Below are 15,295 nucleotides of genomic sequence, written 5' to 3' on the forward strand. Positions count from 1 at the left end.
CTCAGCCCTAGCCACCCATATTCATCGGATCCGCGCCATGGCGCAGTGGAAGGCCGTGACCGCTGCAATTGCCTGAGTTTACCGCCAAGCGACTTTTCGGCCGTTGATCAAACAACGTGACATCGCCGTCTGCCTCAATATAGGTGAATATGGCGTCGCGATCCGACAGCGCGAACGCAGACCATGTTAGCTTCACGACTTGACGGCACCCGCTTTGACGCGCGCTGTCGCCCGGCGCTCGGCGAAGTGCGCCTCGACTTCATCATCAGACACGTCCGGCCGAGTGTCGTTTAGTGCTTCGAGCACCTTCGTACGAAACCAATCGTCGTGAGCCTCGCTTCCCGAGAAAAGTTCAAGTGGCAGCGCACCCTCATTAGCCGTCCGCGTGAGCAGGATGCGGACCGCGTCCGAGACCGTCAGGCCCATGTTCTCAAGGACGGCGGAAGCACGATCCCGAACTTCGGCATCGATACGTGTTTGGACAAGTGCGTTTGCAGCCATGGCTATCTCCAAGTTTAGACGCAAGGTAATGCATTGAATGACAAAATCCATAGCGAGTTTCAGGGTCGCGAACGCCCCTATTCAGATCATCGACGCGCGATTTTCCTCGTGCGGCATATCGTTCATTTATGGAACTGGCGTTTGAAGAGGCGAATGGCCAGCCCAGCAATCGACATGGCTACTCATTGACCAACAATCAAACCCACAGTACGGCTAAGACGGTATCAACGTGCCAGGATCGGGCTGCGTGTCCTCGAGGATAAAGTTGACGGCATATTCTTTGCCGCCGATATCCAGCCTTGAGCGCCTCGCTGACCAGGCCGAAATTCGTCTGCTTCGGAAAATGGCTCAGCGGCCTGGATCGGGCGTTCGCCCAGGCGACATTGATCGTCTTGACACCCGAGGCGAAGGAATTGCGGACGCTCGCCGGTATGGCAAATGCTGCAGCGGCGCCTCCCGCGATGCTGGCGGTTACGCGCAGAGACCGCGCCGTGTGATATTCAAATGCTTGCCCATATTGTCATCCCAGACCAAGAGCGTTGGATAAATCGTCAGACCGCGACCTCTCTCTCCATGCTGGATCGCAGGCGGTTGCGGAGAAAGCCGCCGGCTTCCTCAATCGACTGCATGCCCTCGTCAAGCATCGGCGCGAAGAGCTGCCAAGAATGCACCATCCCCTCGAAGATATTGAGTTCGGCGGACACGCCTGCGGCCCTGAGCCTTTCGACGACGGTCACCGAGTCTTCGCGCAGGATCTCCCAGGACCCGATTTGTACGAGCGTAGGCGGCAGGCCGGTAAAATCGCTGTAGAAGGGAGTCACCGTCTCCGACTTGCGGTCGCCGGTGCCGACATAGGCCATGTTGAAAAGTTCCATGAGCTGCGGTGTCAGCAGCGGCGCATCGGTGACGGAATGATGAGAGTCGCCTTCACCTGCGAGGTCGAGCGCAGGCGACATCAGCACAAGAGCGTCGGGCTGCGGCAGGCCTTCCTTCTTCGCCCGGACGGCGACCGAGAGCGCGAGATTGCCACCGGCGCTGTCTCCGATCAGCGCAATCGCCGCAGGATCATAGCCCTGTGCCAATGCCCATTTGTAGACGGCGAACGCGTCGTCATGTGCAGCCGGCGCCGGGTTTTCGGGCGCCAGCCGATAGTCGGCTGCCAGCACAGCAGCGCCCGACGTCCGGGCGAGATAGGTTGCGATCACCCGATGCGACCGGCTCGATCCGAAGAAGAAACCGCCGCCGTGATAGTAGATGACCAGTCTGCTTTCGTCAGTCTCGTCACGCCGGATCAGGTCACCGCCGCAGGGGCCGGCCGGCACCCGCTCGATCATCGAGCCGTCGGCGATCGGCGTTTCTGCGTTGATGCCCTCGAACCACTCCCGCATCATGGCAGGCGAAGCGTTTTTGGGCGGCGGGTTTTGGGCGCTGATATTGAGTATGAAATCGAGTTGGGCTTTTGACATGGTTTCTTACCTGAAATGCCGGATGGGAAGGGCCGGCGCGGCCATCCGCACCGGCTACGGCATGCGCACGATCGGCTTGATGGTCTTGCCGCTCTCGGAATCGTGGATTGCCTGGTTAATCTCGTCGAAGTCGTAGAATTTCACGAGCTTGTCGAACGGGAAGCGGCCCTGGGCGTAGAGCTCGGCCAATATCGGAATGAAGGTGTCCGGGTTGGATTCGCCCTCGACGATCCCGATCAGACGGCGACCGCCGCTCATGAAGTGCACTTCGTCGAGATTGATCTCGGTGCCCATGGCCGACGCGCCGAGAATGCCGCAGGCGCCCATCGGCGCCAGCGCCATCACCGCGCTGCGGATAACGCTAGAAATCCCCGTCGTATCGAGCGCGAAATTCAACCCGTAGCTCGTGATCGCTATGATCTCAGCTGTCGCATCCATCTTGCCGGGATTGATCGTGTGAGTGGCGCCGAGTTCGCGCGCCATGGCCAGCCGCTCGTCATTCATGTCCACCGCGACGATGGTTGTCGCGCCGACGACCTTGGCGGCCATCAGGGCGGAGAGGCCGACCGAACCGGAGCCGAATACGGCGAAGGATTTGCCCGCCGAAACCTTGAGCGCGTTCATGACTGCGCCCGCACCGGTCTGGATACCGCAGGCGAGCGGTCCCAGCAATTCGAGCGGCGCCGTATCCGGTACCCTCACGACATTCACCTCATGGCAGATGGCGTGGGTGGCGAAGGATGACTGGCCGAAGAAGTTACCGTGAATACGCTCGCCGCCTGCCGAAAGCGCGCTCGAGCCATCCGTGCGTGCGGCAAAGAAATTGCGCGGGAAAAATTCATGGCAATAGCTGATGTGGTGATCCAGGCAACTCGGGCAGTGGCCGCAGGAATTGAAGGTCATAACCACTTTGTCCCCGGCCTTCACCTTCGAGACGGCGCGACCGACTTTCTCGACAATGCCGGCCCCCTCATGGCCGAGTACCACCGGCAGCGGCGTCGGCAGCATGCCGTCACGCACGACGATGTCGGTATGGCAAACACCCGTTGCCACGACCTTCACGAGGATTTCGCTATCCCTCGGCTCCTCGATATCGATGGTTTCGAGGCTGAGGTTGGCGCCTCGCGCGCGGGCAATGGCAGCTTTTATCTGCATGGCAATCTCCGACATGAACTGGCAGGCGCGGGGGATGCGGGCCACGACGTCGCATCCCGGTCCTGGGAGTGATCAGAAGGGATAGGGGGTCGCGACGTCCTTGACCGAGATCCACTTCCAGGTGGTGAATTCCTCGATGTCGGCCGGCCCGCCGATGCGGGTTCCGTTGCCGGATTTGCGCGGGCCGCCGAAGGGAGCGAAGGGGCCGCCATTGACCGTCTGGTCGTTGACATGGACCATGCCGACATCGAGTTCGTCGGCGATCCGCACTGCGCGGCCGGTATTGGCGGAAATTACCCCGGCGGCGAGGCCGTAGTCGCTGTTATTGGTGAGTTCGATCGCCTCTGCTTCGGTTGCGAAGGTGACAATGCAGGCGACCGGGCCGAAGACTTCCTCATCGAAGGCCCGCATGCCGGGCTTGACCCCAGACAGCACGGTGGCAGCATAGAAGCGACCGTCATGGGTGCCACCAATCAGCAGCTTCGCGCCCTTGGCCACCGCATCTTCTACGATCGCCTGAATGCTCGCCACCTGACTGTCCGAAATGATCGGGCCGAGCGCCACCTGATTGGTGGAGGGATCACCGGCGGGGAGGTGTGACGCCTTCATAACCAGTTTGGCTGTTAAGGCTTCGGCGATCTTTTCATCGGCGAGGATTAGGCCCGTCGCCATGCAAATCTGGCCCTGATGCAGAAAGGCGCCCCAGGCCGAATTGGAAGCAGCGATGTCGAGATCGGCGTCGTCGAGCACGATAAGCGAGTTCTTGCCGCCAAGCTCTAGCTGAATCTTCTTGAAGTGCTTGCCGGCAATCTCGGCGACCTTCGAGCCGGCCCTGGCAGATCCGGTGAAGGAGATCATCGCGATATTGGCATCGGTGCACATCGCCTCGCCGGCGTCAGCTCCACCGGGCACCACCTGCAGCACGCCCTTGGGCAGACCGGCTTCCTCGAAGATGCGGGCGATGATGATGCCGCCCGAAATCGGCGTGCGCGGATCGGGCTTGTGGACCACGGCATTGCCGAATGCCAGCGCTGCGGCAATCGAGCGGATCGAAAGCACGAGCGGGAAATTGAAGGGCGAGATCACGCCGACGATGCCATGTGGCACACGCTTAGCATAGTTGGCCCGGCCGTCCATCGACGGGATCATCATCCCCATCGGTGCTGTGGCCAGCGATGCTGCATGGCGGATGAAGAGTGCGCCATGCTCGATCTCGATGCTGGCCTTCGGATAGATCGAGCCGGATTCGCGCATGATCCAGGGGATCAGTTCCGTGCCATTCTGCTCGAGCAGGTCGGCGGCTTTGGACAGGATGCGCGCCCGCTCGGTCGGCAATGTCTTGGCCCAGATTTTTTGCGCGGCGCGTGCCTCGGTGGCAGCACGGGCGATATCGGCGGCGCCACCAACGCCAACCGAGGCGATCACCGCGCCGGTCGCCGGATCGGTCACATCCATGACGCCCGCTGCCGTCGTCTGCCAGTCGGCAAAGAAGGCACGCCCCTGCCAGCGTTCGGTGTCCAGGAAATTCTGGTTCTGATTGTTCATCATCTTCCTCCTCAAAAATATCGGTCGGCCGTTTGCAGGTGCGGGCACAGCTTCGCGGTCGCAAGATCGAGCGCTTTTGTCCGGACTTGCCGCATTGCCGTCACATGGCTGTCTGTCGATGTCCTCCTGCCGCCTCTTCACGCGGTTCGAGGTTAAAGTCGCAAAGGCCGTGCCAGAATTTACGGCGAGCTAGGCAGCCGTCCGAGATAGATCCTAAGGCCTTGAGCGGGTGTCATTTTTAAGGCAAGATCCTCACGCGCGGCGCCTTTAGCGAAGTCGATACCGGCGCTGCGCCCACCCTCACCGAACTCACCGAAGCGCTTCACTTCGCGCTCGGCGACGGCGGCCGGATATGGCTCAACGACCAGCGGATGGTGCTGATCCAGTCCCTCGTGCTCGGGCGGCTCAGGTAGGAGATCATCGACGCATTCGGCACAGGGACCGCCAAGGCCTCTTCATGGGCGTGGGCTATATGCAGGGCGTTCGCGATGCCGAACTGATCCAGTAGAGCCTTGGTGCACGGATCGTTTAGCGGTCGTGGTGTAGGCGATCGGCAACCTCAATAACCGATCTGTGACCTTGATGCCTTTCAAACATAACGCCGCCCGCCGCCATCGCATCGGCAGGATGAAATTCAAGGTGACGAACTGGCCGGAATATGAGGCGGGGTTACGGCGACGTGGCAGCTTGACCCTGTGGCTGACACCGGAGGCGCTTGCCATGTGGCTTGCTCCACGCCGAACGACGCGTGGTGGCCAGCCTCGTTATTCCGATCTAGCCATCGAGACCGCCTTGACGCTGGGCCTGGTGTTCGGCTTGCGGCTGCGTCAGGTCGAAGGATTATTAGGATAGGTGCTGCCCTTGATGGGCTTGGCGCTCGCTGTCCCCGATCATACCACCCTGAGCCGTCGGGCGCGAACATGGCAATCGCCTAACAAGGCGCATGACCTCCAGGGTCGCCCGGACGGGCCAGTGCATATTCTTGTCGACAGCACTGGACTGCAGGTCTACGGCGCGGGCCAATGGTTGGAGGAGAAGCATGGCGCCAGATCCCGCCGTGGTTGGCGAAAGCTGCATGTGGCACTGGATGCCGATAGCAACGAGATCATTGCACATACGATGACCGACCAGGACGCGGGCGACGCATCGCAGGTGGAGCCGTTGCTCAACCAGATCGATGGTCGGATCGGGCAGTTCACAGCCGACGGCGCCTATGACGGGAAACCCACCTACGACGCGGTCACCGACCACAGTGTGGCTGCCGTCATCGTCATTCCCCCGCGCGCCAACGCGATCGAACCAGCCGGCGATCAATCTCCCGGACAAAGGGATCAGCAGATCGCTGCAATCAGCAGAGACGGGCGAATGAAATGGCAGGCCTCCACCGGCTACGGCAAGCGCTCGCTGGTCGAGACTGCCATCGGCCGATACAAGTCCACCATCGGGCGGCGTCTGCGGGCTCGGTCGTTTCACGCTCAGCAGACGGAAGTGGCCATCGGGTGCGCCGCCCTCAATCGTATGCTTGCATGCGCACGCCCTAAATCCATCCGCCGCAATGGACCGACCACATAGATCGCCCCATCGCAGATCCAGATCCGCTCAAGTCCCGATCCATGCACCAACGCCCTCCGGCATCTCTAACGGAGAGTCAGTTGTCTTTACGGCGCAAGGCAACACCATCGACGGCTTCATGACGTTTCGCTTCGATGTGACCAGAGGTGTCGTTCCGGCTCGGACGTGCAGAGCCTCGTTGAGCGTCAACTATGATCCGGCGACCGGCCAAGCGCTTTCACTTGCCGGAACGCCGGCTTGGGTCGCCGTTTCAGGTGGAACTCAGCCCCCTACCTGCACGCAGACCTCCGCTCCGACAATCTCCGGTGGCAAAGTCCTGTGGAGCCTCTCTTTCGTCGCCAACTGAGGATTTCTTCCTCTGGCAGGTCCGTTTTGAGCGGGCCTGCTCTTCCTTTCGTTGCCACCGCCGTCTCGGCTGCGACGAAGGCTTCGTCGGCTCGTGCCTGGGGGAGCTCTACCTCCCGCAGGGCCTGTCGCGTCTTCTTCCGCCGCTCTTCGGCTTTGACAAGAGTTGCCCGGACAGAGCGTGGGATCCTCCTTCAATTCGACGGTCTCTGCGCTGATCGACTCATCCGCGGCAACATGGAGATTGAGGTGAATATAGCGATGCGCCCGCTCCATAAGCCCCATATTGGTCTGTTCCTGACCTCGATCCAAACTTGTGGACGATGCAGCGCATCCAACGACCATATCGCCGATCGTCCGTATGATCCGCGGCACCTCCTCCACCGTCAAATTGCCCAGGTTCGCTTCCAGGCCGTTGATATAGCTGACGAGCAATTCAGCCAAGCTACCCGAGAGGGCGATGTTGTTGGCGTTCTGTGGAAGACTCGCATCACGGGTCAACAGTTCATACGGCAAGAAGACGAGCACAGCGACTGAATCGGTCATCCGCCCGCGGTAAGGATAACCAAGAGACCTGAAAAATACCTCACCTGGGCCGGTCGCCGTTACATGCCGATTGGCCTCGGTCCACGCCCAGCCGCTGCGCATTACGCCGACGTTCCAGTGATCAATTGGCTCGATCGCAGCATGGCCTGATCGCGAATATAGCTGCATGCCTGCGCGCGCTGCTGAACGATGAGGATATCGCCAAGATGCCATCCGGTCTGTTCCGCAAGAAAACCGTCGCCCTCTGATTTTCCATCCGGCAGATGAACATCCACAAGCGGCGCCATATGTGATCGCCAGGACTGGAACTGTTCTTTCGGTGGCAAGGTTATGCGTCGAAAATCGCAAGGGCACCAGCGCCGCCGCTCCAGGTGCGCCGGCCATTCCTGTCCCGCACCGGGGTCATCTCCAGACTCCGTAACCATCAATTCCTCCAGCGCATAAGCCGATCCGGGCTGCTGAAACTGAAGCAAACAATCGTTTTCGCGGCTGAACCGCTGAGCCATCTGGACTTTCCGAAGGTGCTGCCGACAAATATGCCGAGTCCGTTCGCATATCCGTCGACATGAGGACACGTCCCAAATGTACCGGATCGACAAAAGCCTCCTGACGCTTCTCCAGCGCGACGCATCCAAGACGAATTTCGAGACAGCCGAGGAGGTCGCGCTGTCTCCATGCCGTGCCTGCGGCTCATCCGCCAATCATACAAGACGGTCGACCGCATTGTAGCCAATCTCAATCCGGCAAGGCCCGGACGCGTATTGAACGCTGTCGTTACCGTGGAGGTGAAAGCCCACGGCCGAGCAACACATGCGTCGCTTCTTGGTCCTTGCAAGCTCGGAGGACGCCGTCTCGCGAGCCTATTCTGTGACAGGCGGAGCGGACGTGGTCTTGTTCCTTCACCTGCGTGACATGTCAGAGTTTGAGACCTATGACAGACTGTTTAGGGAACAGAGCGATGTCATACGCTTCGTTACCATGATGGTGATCCGCACCGCGAAAGAGGAGACGGCGATTGCGATTTGAACCAAGAACGGTTGTTCTCCGGCGCGATCAACGCCCGGGCCAATACGGTCGAAAGCGATTCAGATCCTTGAGCATCGTCTACTGAACGATGCCACGACGCTTGCCAGGCGCTCCGGATTGAAGACCGCATCGGTCTCCGCCCGCGCCTAGTCCGCAGGCTTCTTCACCGACAGCACCGCTTCGGCGATCGCGCTTGCGGCGGCGACGTGATCCATCGCGGCCCGGTAAGCCTCCTCGCCGTCGCCACGGCGGATAGCGTCCACGATCTTCGACATCTGCAGAGGTCCTTCGATGCCGCGTCTCTCCGTCTTGATCGTCATCGAGCGAAGGTGGTTTATGCGCACGGTGAGGACATCGACGACACGCCAGGCAACGCTCCTGTTAACCATCGTGAACAGCGTCTGGTAGAAGGAAGAGGTGTTCGTCAGCACAGCCGACATGTCGTTGTCGCGGTAACTGTTGCGGATCCCGGCCAGAGATTCCTCCAACGCAGCGACCATCTCCGGGCTGCGGCGCTCCGCACACAGCCGCGCCGCCATGCCTTCCAGCGCGCCACGGATCTCATAGATCTCCTTGGCTTCCTCGATGTCGAGCTGCGCGACGATCGGCCCCTTGTTCGGCAGATTGGCGACAAGCCCTTCCGATTCCAAATGCCTTAGAACCTCGCGCACGACTGTTCGGCTGACGCCGAGCTGGGCGCAGAGGTCACGTTCGACAAGGCGATCTCCGGGACGGAAATATCCATTGACGATGGCCCTGCGGAACTTGTCGAGCGCCAATTCCCGCAAGGTCTTTGCAGGACGCTCGACTTTAATTGCGTCCTTCATAGCGCCCGCTCATTCTGTACCTCAGTGTTGGACCTTGCACGACAACTTCCTTCCACCGCGGCAGCTGAATGCAAGAATCGTATTATGGTGTACCATCTACTGTAGCTGGCAGCGCCCGGCAATTCAACCGGCTATGCAATGAGCCTGCGCTGCCGCAAGCGGATCAAGGAAGCTCCACCCCCACCGTGACGCTGCAACCGGGATACCGGTTCGACGCGCTCGTCCTCTTTCCGGCGGCTGGCGACTATTGCGTTGTCAACGAGCCGGTTCCCGGCACCGCAAGCGTGACGCGTGCCGATCAGGACCGTCAACTGCTCGCCACTGTGTCGGTCGCGGCCGGAACGCCGGTCAGCAATATCGATACGGCCCTGATGGACACGCTCGTCGCGGCCGCAGCGGCGAGCGCCAAGACGCTGGCCCTGAATGATAAGCTCACATCCGTGATCGCCGCGACGGCGGCCAATGCCGCGATCGCGGGCTTGACGACCACCTCGACGGAAAACAGCAAGACGGCGACGGAAAACGCACCGCTTTCGCTGCCGTTCAAGATCCCGGCGGGCGCCTTGCAGAATATCTTCAGCCAGCCGCCGCTGCCCTCCGGCATGGACACGATGGACTTCGGCGCAGCGCAGGAACAGGCAGCTTCCGCTCCCCGTGTTCTGGCGTTCCTTCGTGATGTCGAAATTACCAGTGCCAGCACGACGAGCGTTCGTGTCTTTCTCGGCAAGAATGAGCTCAAGGCCGATACGCCGGTCACCGATCCGCATTATGTCGGCTCCTTCGCCGTCCTCGGACATAACGGCGATCATCATGGCGGCGTTCATCCGACTCCGTCCTTCGTCCTCGACCTCACGGACGCTATCCAGCGCGTTTATGGCGCAAGAGGACAGGCGGATGGCGAGGCCATCGACCTGCAGCTGGTTCCCGTCGGAGCCGGGGCGGGCAAACCCGGCACCGTAAAGCCCGCGAAACTAGAAATAGCCATAGTGTCCGCCTAACATTTGGGCGAGGCTGAGTTGTGGAGACATCGATGCGCTATCATCGTTGGGTGCTCATCGCTATTTGTGCGGCGGCGTTCTCGGTGCTGTGCGTCGTCAGCCCGGTCCAAGCCAACGAGGGCAACATGCAGGCGACGGTCGGTAAGCCGGCGACGATAGCCATCTCCGGCGCGTCAGCGCACCTGCCGGTCGATGGCAGCGCGCGGATCGTCGTCACCGTCAACGCCTACGAGCCATCGAAAACTGGGCCTGTCGCCACGGTCGTCTCGGTGCGTTGCAGCGAGGGGCTGCGGGAAATCGGCCGTTTTGGCATTTTTCCGAACGAAGCGTTTTCCGTGCCGGGCGGGGCCAAGCCTCAGCGGTTTGGCTTTCTGTTGCCCGACGAGCCCGCCTGCCGCCAACCGCAGACAATCGAAATCAGCCTCGAACCTCAAACCGGCGATGGTGCCGGTGCCAGTATCACTATCGGCGGCGCAAGCATCGAATAAATCGGCGATCGGGGCGGATTTGCCGCTTGCTGCGGAAGCATTCCTTCGGCAAATGAACTCCAGCCGCAAAGAATAATGGCTCTGTAATGGACCGTCGTTGTCAAATGCCCGACGAACAGCGCTGCGGGCCTGTCGCAAATTTTTGCGCTTAACGGTATGTTGACCGTCGGAGGAGAAATTTCGCTCCAAATGTTGTGGAGCGTACGGATGATTCTGAATGCTATTGCCGAAAAGCTGAAGCGGCAGTCGAAGGATGATTTCAAAGGCAGGCATTTCGAGGCATGGCTGATCGTACAGGCGGTCACCTGGTATTTGAGATATCCCCTGAGCTATCGAGATCTGGAAGAAATGTTCGAAGAGCGCGGCTTCGAGGTCGATCATAGCACGATCAACCGCTGGGTATTGAGCTATGCGCCGATGATCGAGAAGCGTCTTCGCCAGTTTCGCCGGCCGCATTGCGGATCGGTTCGGATTGACGAGACCTGCGTTAAGATCCGCGGCAAATGGCGCTATCTGTACCGAGCCATCGATAAGCATGGCAACCCGGTGGATTTCCTGCTTTCTGCAAAGCGAGATCTCGAAGCCGCCAAGCGGTTCTTCCGCAAGACGCTGAAAGATCAACCCTTACTGTCGCCGAACAAGATCTGCACAGATGGTGCCAATACCTTCCCGTCGGCGATCAAAGCTTCGGTTGAAGACGGGCTCCTACAGCCCGACCCCGTGCACTATGTGACCAAGCACCTGCAACAAGGTATTGAGAGCGATCATTTCCGTGTGAAAAAGAACATGCCGAAGATCGGCGGCTTCCAATCCTTCAACACGGCGCGGCGAACGATTGCCGGTTTCGAGGCGATGCTGTGGTTGAGAAAAGGCTTCGGCTTTTCCGGCGGCTGGACGATCAACGATCAAAACAATTTTGGTTGCGCGCCTCTTCGGACTTACAAAGGTTAACAAAACATGAAAATAGCATCCTTCAGGGGATAGCCGCGGCCTCTGTGGAAGTTTGCGCCAAGCCAGCGCGGACCTTCGGCTGTTTATGGGTCGCGTAGTTACCGAGAATGACGTGGACGGCCTTATCCTTTGGCAACTCCGCCTCTATGGCGTTGAGAAAACGGATGAACTCCTGATGCCGGTGACGCTGCATGTTTCGACCGATCACCGAGCCGTCGAGGATATTGAGGGCGGCAAACAGGGTGGTGGTGCCATGGCGCTTGTAATCGTGAGTCATCGTGCCGGCGCGCCCTTTCTTCAGGGGAAGTCCTGGCTGCGTCCGGTCGAGTGCCTGGATCTGGCTCTTCTCATCGACGGACAGGACAATGGCTGGGCCGGTGGCGAGACGTAGAGCCCGACGACGTCATGAAGCTTCTCGGCAAAGGCCTTGTCGTTCGATAGTTTGAAGGAGCGCCAGCGATGCGGGGCAAGGCCATGCTCATGCCAGATCGGGACTGTCAGGAATTCTGTGCGGAGGGCCGGTTCATTAGTTGAAGAACCGCTCGCCGAAGATGACGGCGAACTGTGTCTTTGCTTCGACCCATTCCCGCGGCGCGCGCTTCCATTGCTCTGCGGCGTTGTTGAGCACCAGATATAGCAGCTTCATGGCGGCTTCGTCACCAGGGAAATGCCCACGCGAGCGCACGGCCCGGCGAAGTTTCGAGTTCAAGGCCTCTATGGCGTTCGTGGTGTAAATGATGCGGCGGACACCTTCCGGGAAGGCGAAGAAGGGAACGACGTGTTCCCAATTGCGCCGCCAACTTTGAGAGATGGCAGGGTATTTCTGGCCCCAGTAGCCTTCCTCGAAGGCCTCCAGTGCCTTCAGGCCCGCCTCGGCATCTCTGGCACGGTAGATGGCTCTCAGCGCCGGCATGAGGGGCTTTCTATCCTTGTAGGAAACGAACTCCAAGGAATGCCGGATCAGGTGGACAATGCAAGTCTGCACGATCGTTTGGGGAAAGACGGCAGTGATGGCTTCGGGAAAGCCCTTCAGGCCATCGACCACAGCGATCAGGATGTCCTGGCAGCCACGGCTCTTCAGTTCGTTCATCACCCGCAGCCAGAACTTTGCCCCTTCCGTCTGCTCGATCCATAGCCCGAGGATTTCCTTGGTGCCGTCCGCAAGAATAGCGAGTGCGACATAGACGGCCTTGTTGCGAACGAAACCTTCGTCCCGGATTTTGACCCGGATGGCGTCCAAGAACACAGGGGATAGCACAGCTCAAGCGGACGATTCTGCCACTCACCAACTGCCTCCAGAACGGTATCGGTCACCGCCGAGATCAGGTCTGGCGATACTTCGATGCCGTAGATTTCTTCGAGATGACCCTGGATCTCCCGCACCGTCATGCCGCGGGCGTACATGGAGATGATCTTGTCGTCGAAATCGGGAAAGCGGCGCTGGTATTTGGCGATCAGCTTCGGGTCGAACTGGCCAGCGTCATTTTCGACGTTCCGGTCAAAACTGTCTTCCTCGAGGAGCAATTGCGCCGGTTGGCACAGGTCCCCTCGCTACGCTCAACATCGAGATGCTCGTCTAGCTCGGCATTGAGAATGCGCTCCGAAAGCGCCCTCTTCAGGTCATCCAGCAAGCCGTCCTTGCCGAAAACCTCGGACGGATCACGTCCCGCAAGAAGCTGGTCCAGAAGTTCTTTTTCGATAGCCATGTGATGATTCTCTCCTTTTCATCATCATGGCCCCCCGCACAGAATCCCTGACAGTCCCTCGGCGGCTTGCAACGGTTCATATCGATCTTTTCGGCACTCCGAAATCTCTTCGTCCCCGCACCAGAAAAACTCAGCCCTCGCCATCCACATCCATCGGATCCGCGCAATGGCGCAGTGGAAAGCCGTGACCGGCGCAACCGCCTGACGTCTCAGACAAGCGCCCTGTTCCGACCTTGATCAAACAACGTGACATCGCCCGCTAAAGGGCCTTACGCCTTACGAGTTCATCTGTAGACGATGGACTTTGGAGCCGGATCGATTCATCATCGATCCCATCCATCAAATGCCGGGACTAACACATCACCAACTTGGTTCCGGCGCTTTCTTGGGAACCGCATTGGATTCCAATCCTTCGCTACCGGAATATCGATGGCGTCATGATAATAGGCGTCATGTCCGCTGTGTTGAAGACACCGCCCTACAGGCCTACATAGGCGCCGCCAGCACCGACGGCCAGGATGGTACTTCCGTGTGTTGCAGCGTCTTCCGCTTGACAGCCGGTGCGGTCTCGGCATGCTCGTTGGGCGAATCCGGAAACGGAGCCCAGCGCCTGTCACAGGGCGAGACAACACTATCCCCCGCGGGCGCTGCGAGACCAGGAGGGCGGGGCACCGCGCCGCCCGGTCCAATGGCTAGATTCGCATACTCGACCTGCCATGTCACATCCGTGCCGAAGCGCACACCATCGAACTTTACGCCGAGCGCGTGCGCCTGGTCTTGGCCGCGAATGACGAGCGTTCCGCTCTCTCCCACGACGTCATGCAAGACGATGTCGCGATAGATGGGGATGCTACGCCCCCGCGCTTTTTCGTCATAGTGCGTGTCGAAGTCGATCGGCTTTCGATTGCCGCGCAAACAGACATTTTCATAGCGCACATTGCTAACCGTTCCACCACGGCTGATGTCGCTCTTGATCCTGAGGCCCGAAGTCGTGCCGTCGAGCGTCACGTCACGGACGAGAATGTCACTGACACCTGCGACCGTCTCGCTCCCGATCGACAAGCCGTGTCCCCAATACAGATGAACGTCCACGATCGAAACATGGCTGGTCGGGCCATTCCCTGCCTTGAGCGCGATATTGTCGTCGCCGGTGCGGATGAAGCTGTGAGCGATGGTGATGTCCTGCGACGCGCCGGGATCAATGCCGTCGGTGTTGCGGCTATCTGCGGGCGTGTCGATCTGTACTCCCCAAAAAGTCGCACCTTCAACCCTATTTAACACGACGTGAAAATTAGGCGAATTGCGCAGCTTCACCTTGTAGAAGCTGATCTCTTTCGCATGATCGACCTCGATCAGTCTAGGATTGTTCTGCTCGCCCCCCTTCGCCTGAGCGCGACGGGCAAGCTGCCACCAAGTTTCATCATGGCCAGCCATAGTCGCGCCGCCCTGGCCGTCGATCACTCCGTCGCCAACGATGCCGCCGCCCCGCGTTCCGGCAAATAGGATGAAGGGACGGCAACCATTGCCTTTGTCATCGATCGTTCCGCAATGCCCGTCGCGATCATAGGCACGCGGATCGGCAATCGCCGCGAGTACCACACCGTGCTCAAGCCAGAGGGTGATGCCGGACTTAATGGTCAGCGGTCCGCTGACAAAACGTCCACCCCGATCACCCGCGACCAAATGGACGGCTTCACCCACCGCGCAGTGATCGATAGCGGCCTGAAGACGGCGGGTGTCGGCTTGATCATCTCCGCCAAACGAGGCGATCATCGGCGACAGCGTCGCACACACATGTACTGGCAAGGCCGGTTCAGAGACCGTCCTGCGATCCTGCGCCCAAGCAGGAACGACATTTACCACCAAGAAGAAAAGGACGACATTTGTTAGAGGGGATGGAAAAAACGATATCAGTTCGTACCTGCGTTCAGTGGTCATTACATCCTCACACTTGATGGCATATGCTGCCTTCGATCGTGTCGCGTAGCGTGGTTTAGCTCGGTTAATCATCGAGCTCTCCGGCCGGGCCGGGAACAGATCAGCTTGCGGCAGGCAAGTTGATAGGCGGATCATCGGGCGGTCATTGTGGCGATGGTTTCCAGTGTCATCGGTTGCCTTTGAGCCTGCTGATGGTCGGGGAATTCTGTTCCATGAAACAACCAGTGACAT

10 protein-coding genes and 9 pseudogenes are annotated in these 15,295 nt (G+C 59.6%); 10 read left to right on the plus strand and 9 right to left on the minus strand.

The genetic code is table 11. From position 1 onward, the window contains the following. Positions 1-76, plus strand: a pseudogene (locus HFO99_RS32310) (IS6 family transposase); the annotation flags it as partial. A 116-nt stretch (positions 77-192) separates the two neighbouring features. Here the strand turns inward: HFO99_RS32310 and HFO99_RS32315 are convergent. Further along, positions 193-501 carry a type II toxin-antitoxin system RelB/DinJ family antitoxin gene (locus HFO99_RS32315; protein WP_179039924.1) on the minus strand — a complete coding sequence of 103 codons (309 nt, stop codon included), beginning with the start codon at positions 499-501 and terminating at the stop codon, positions 193-195. Between the two features lie 299 nt (positions 502-800). On the opposite strand from HFO99_RS32315, the gene HFO99_RS32320 reads away from it, so the two are divergent. Then, entirely contained in the window at positions 801-998 is a 198-nt protein-coding gene (locus HFO99_RS32320; protein WP_222277298.1) for a hypothetical protein, read from the plus strand. Positions 999-1,052: 54 nt separating this feature from the next. Here HFO99_RS32320 and HFO99_RS32325 read toward each other — a convergent pair whose 3' ends face one another. The 3 genes from HFO99_RS32325 to HFO99_RS32335 form a co-directional block, all read right to left on the minus strand. Next, a complete protein-coding gene (locus HFO99_RS32325) occupies positions 1,053-1,967 on the minus strand; it encodes an alpha/beta hydrolase (protein ID WP_222277296.1) in 915 nt (304 codons plus the stop codon). A gap of 54 nt (positions 1,968-2,021) precedes the next feature. Further along, the gene (locus tag HFO99_RS32330) at positions 2,022-3,122 is read right to left on the minus strand and encodes an NAD(P)-dependent alcohol dehydrogenase (protein ID WP_222277294.1); all 1,101 of its coding nucleotides are present in this window, start codon (positions 3,120-3,122) and stop codon (positions 2,022-2,024) included. Between the two features lie 72 nt (positions 3,123-3,194). Beyond that, on the minus strand, positions 3,195-4,667 hold the full coding sequence (locus HFO99_RS32335) for a benzaldehyde dehydrogenase (RefSeq protein ID WP_222277292.1): 1,473 nt from the start codon (positions 4,665-4,667) through the stop codon (positions 3,195-3,197). Positions 4,668-5,017: 350 nt separating this feature from the next. Between HFO99_RS32335 and HFO99_RS33740 the strand changes: the two genes are divergently transcribed. Both HFO99_RS33740 and HFO99_RS32345 read left to right on the plus strand, forming a co-directional pair. Beyond that, positions 5,018-5,080 carry a hypothetical protein gene (locus tag HFO99_RS33740; protein ID WP_237352885.1) on the plus strand — a complete coding sequence of 21 codons (63 nt, stop codon included), beginning with the start codon at positions 5,018-5,020 and terminating at the stop codon, positions 5,078-5,080. A 169-nt stretch (positions 5,081-5,249) separates the two neighbouring features. Beyond that, a pseudogene (locus HFO99_RS32345) lies at positions 5,250-6,239 on the plus strand (IS5 family transposase). A 582-nt stretch (positions 6,240-6,821) separates the two neighbouring features. Here the strand turns inward: HFO99_RS32345 and HFO99_RS32350 are convergent. Next, a pseudogene (locus HFO99_RS32350) lies at positions 6,822-7,555 on the minus strand (AraC family transcriptional regulator); the annotation flags it as partial. A gap of 157 nt (positions 7,556-7,712) precedes the next feature. Here HFO99_RS32350 and HFO99_RS32355 point away from each other — a divergent pair. Next, positions 7,713-8,156 (plus strand): annotated as a pseudogene (locus HFO99_RS32355) (Lrp/AsnC family transcriptional regulator). Positions 8,157-8,302: 146 nt separating this feature from the next. Here HFO99_RS32355 and HFO99_RS32360 read toward each other — a convergent pair. Further along, on the minus strand, positions 8,303-8,983 hold the full coding sequence (locus HFO99_RS32360; protein WP_222277290.1) for a GntR family transcriptional regulator: 681 nt from the start codon (positions 8,981-8,983) through the stop codon (positions 8,303-8,305). 185 nt (positions 8,984-9,168) lie between these two features. On the opposite strand from HFO99_RS32360, the gene HFO99_RS32365 reads away from it, so the two are divergent. The 3 genes and pseudogenes from HFO99_RS32365 (at position 9,169) to HFO99_RS32375 (ending at position 11,430) form a co-directional block, all read left to right on the plus strand. Further along, a complete protein-coding gene (locus tag HFO99_RS32365; RefSeq protein ID WP_315860508.1) occupies positions 9,169-9,981 on the plus strand; it encodes a hypothetical protein in 813 nt (270 codons plus the stop codon). Positions 9,982-10,013: 32 nt separating this feature from the next. After that, on the plus strand, positions 10,014-10,469 hold the full coding sequence (locus HFO99_RS32370) for a hypothetical protein (RefSeq protein WP_222277288.1): 456 nt from the start codon (positions 10,014-10,016) through the stop codon (positions 10,467-10,469). A 207-nt stretch (positions 10,470-10,676) separates the two neighbouring features. Then, a pseudogene (locus HFO99_RS32375) lies at positions 10,677-11,430 on the plus strand (IS6-like element ISRle6 family transposase). A 45-nt stretch (positions 11,431-11,475) separates the two neighbouring features. Here HFO99_RS32375 and HFO99_RS32380 read toward each other — a convergent pair. Together HFO99_RS32380 and HFO99_RS32385 are read right to left on the minus strand one after the other, a co-directional pair. Next, a pseudogene (locus tag HFO99_RS32380) lies at positions 11,476-11,909 on the minus strand (IS630 family transposase); the annotation flags it as partial. Positions 11,910-11,946: 37 nt separating this feature from the next. Then, positions 11,947-13,126 (minus strand): annotated as a pseudogene (locus HFO99_RS32385) (IS256 family transposase). A gap of 51 nt (positions 13,127-13,177) precedes the next feature. Between HFO99_RS32385 and HFO99_RS32390 the strand changes: the two are divergent. Next, a pseudogene (locus tag HFO99_RS32390) lies at positions 13,178-13,331 on the plus strand (IS6 family transposase); the annotation flags it as partial. Positions 13,332-13,379: 48 nt separating this feature from the next. After that, positions 13,380-13,481: pseudogene (locus HFO99_RS32395) on the plus strand (IS481 family transposase); the annotation flags it as partial. Positions 13,482-13,612: 131 nt separating this feature from the next. Here HFO99_RS32395 and HFO99_RS32400 read toward each other — a convergent pair. Continuing rightward, positions 13,613-15,064 (minus strand): glycoside hydrolase family 28 protein, encoded by a 1,452-nt coding sequence (locus HFO99_RS32400; RefSeq protein ID WP_222277286.1) that lies wholly within the window; start codon positions 15,062-15,064, stop codon positions 13,613-13,615. Positions 15,065-15,295 lie beyond the last annotated feature (231 nt).

The organism is Rhizobium leguminosarum, from assembly GCF_019798305.1.
In the GTDB taxonomy this organism is placed as follows: Bacteria; Pseudomonadota; Alphaproteobacteria; order Rhizobiales; family Rhizobiaceae; genus Rhizobium; species Rhizobium leguminosarum_U.

Coding starts and splice junctions, on each gene's coding strand:
- HFO99_RS32315 (WP_179039924.1), bottom strand. CDS start 501: ATGGCTGCAAACGCACTTGTCCAAACACGTATCGATGCCGAAGTTCGG.
- HFO99_RS32325 (WP_222277296.1), bottom strand. CDS start 1,967: ATGTCAAAAGCCCAACTCGATTTCATACTCAATATCAGCGCCCAAAAC.
- HFO99_RS32330 (WP_222277294.1), bottom strand. CDS start 3,122: ATGCAGATAAAAGCTGCCATTGCCCGCGCGCGAGGCGCCAACCTCAGC.
- HFO99_RS32335 (WP_222277292.1), bottom strand. CDS start 4,667: ATGAACAATCAGAACCAGAATTTCCTGGACACCGAACGCTGGCAGGGG.
- HFO99_RS32360 (WP_222277290.1), bottom strand. CDS start 8,983: ATGAAGGACGCAATTAAAGTCGAGCGTCCTGCAAAGACCTTGCGGGAA.
- HFO99_RS32370 (WP_222277288.1), top strand. CDS start 10,014: ATGCGCTATCATCGTTGGGTGCTCATCGCTATTTGTGCGGCGGCGTTC.
- HFO99_RS32400 (WP_222277286.1), bottom strand. CDS start 15,064: ATGACCACTGAACGCAGGTACGAACTGATATCGTTTTTTCCATCCCCT.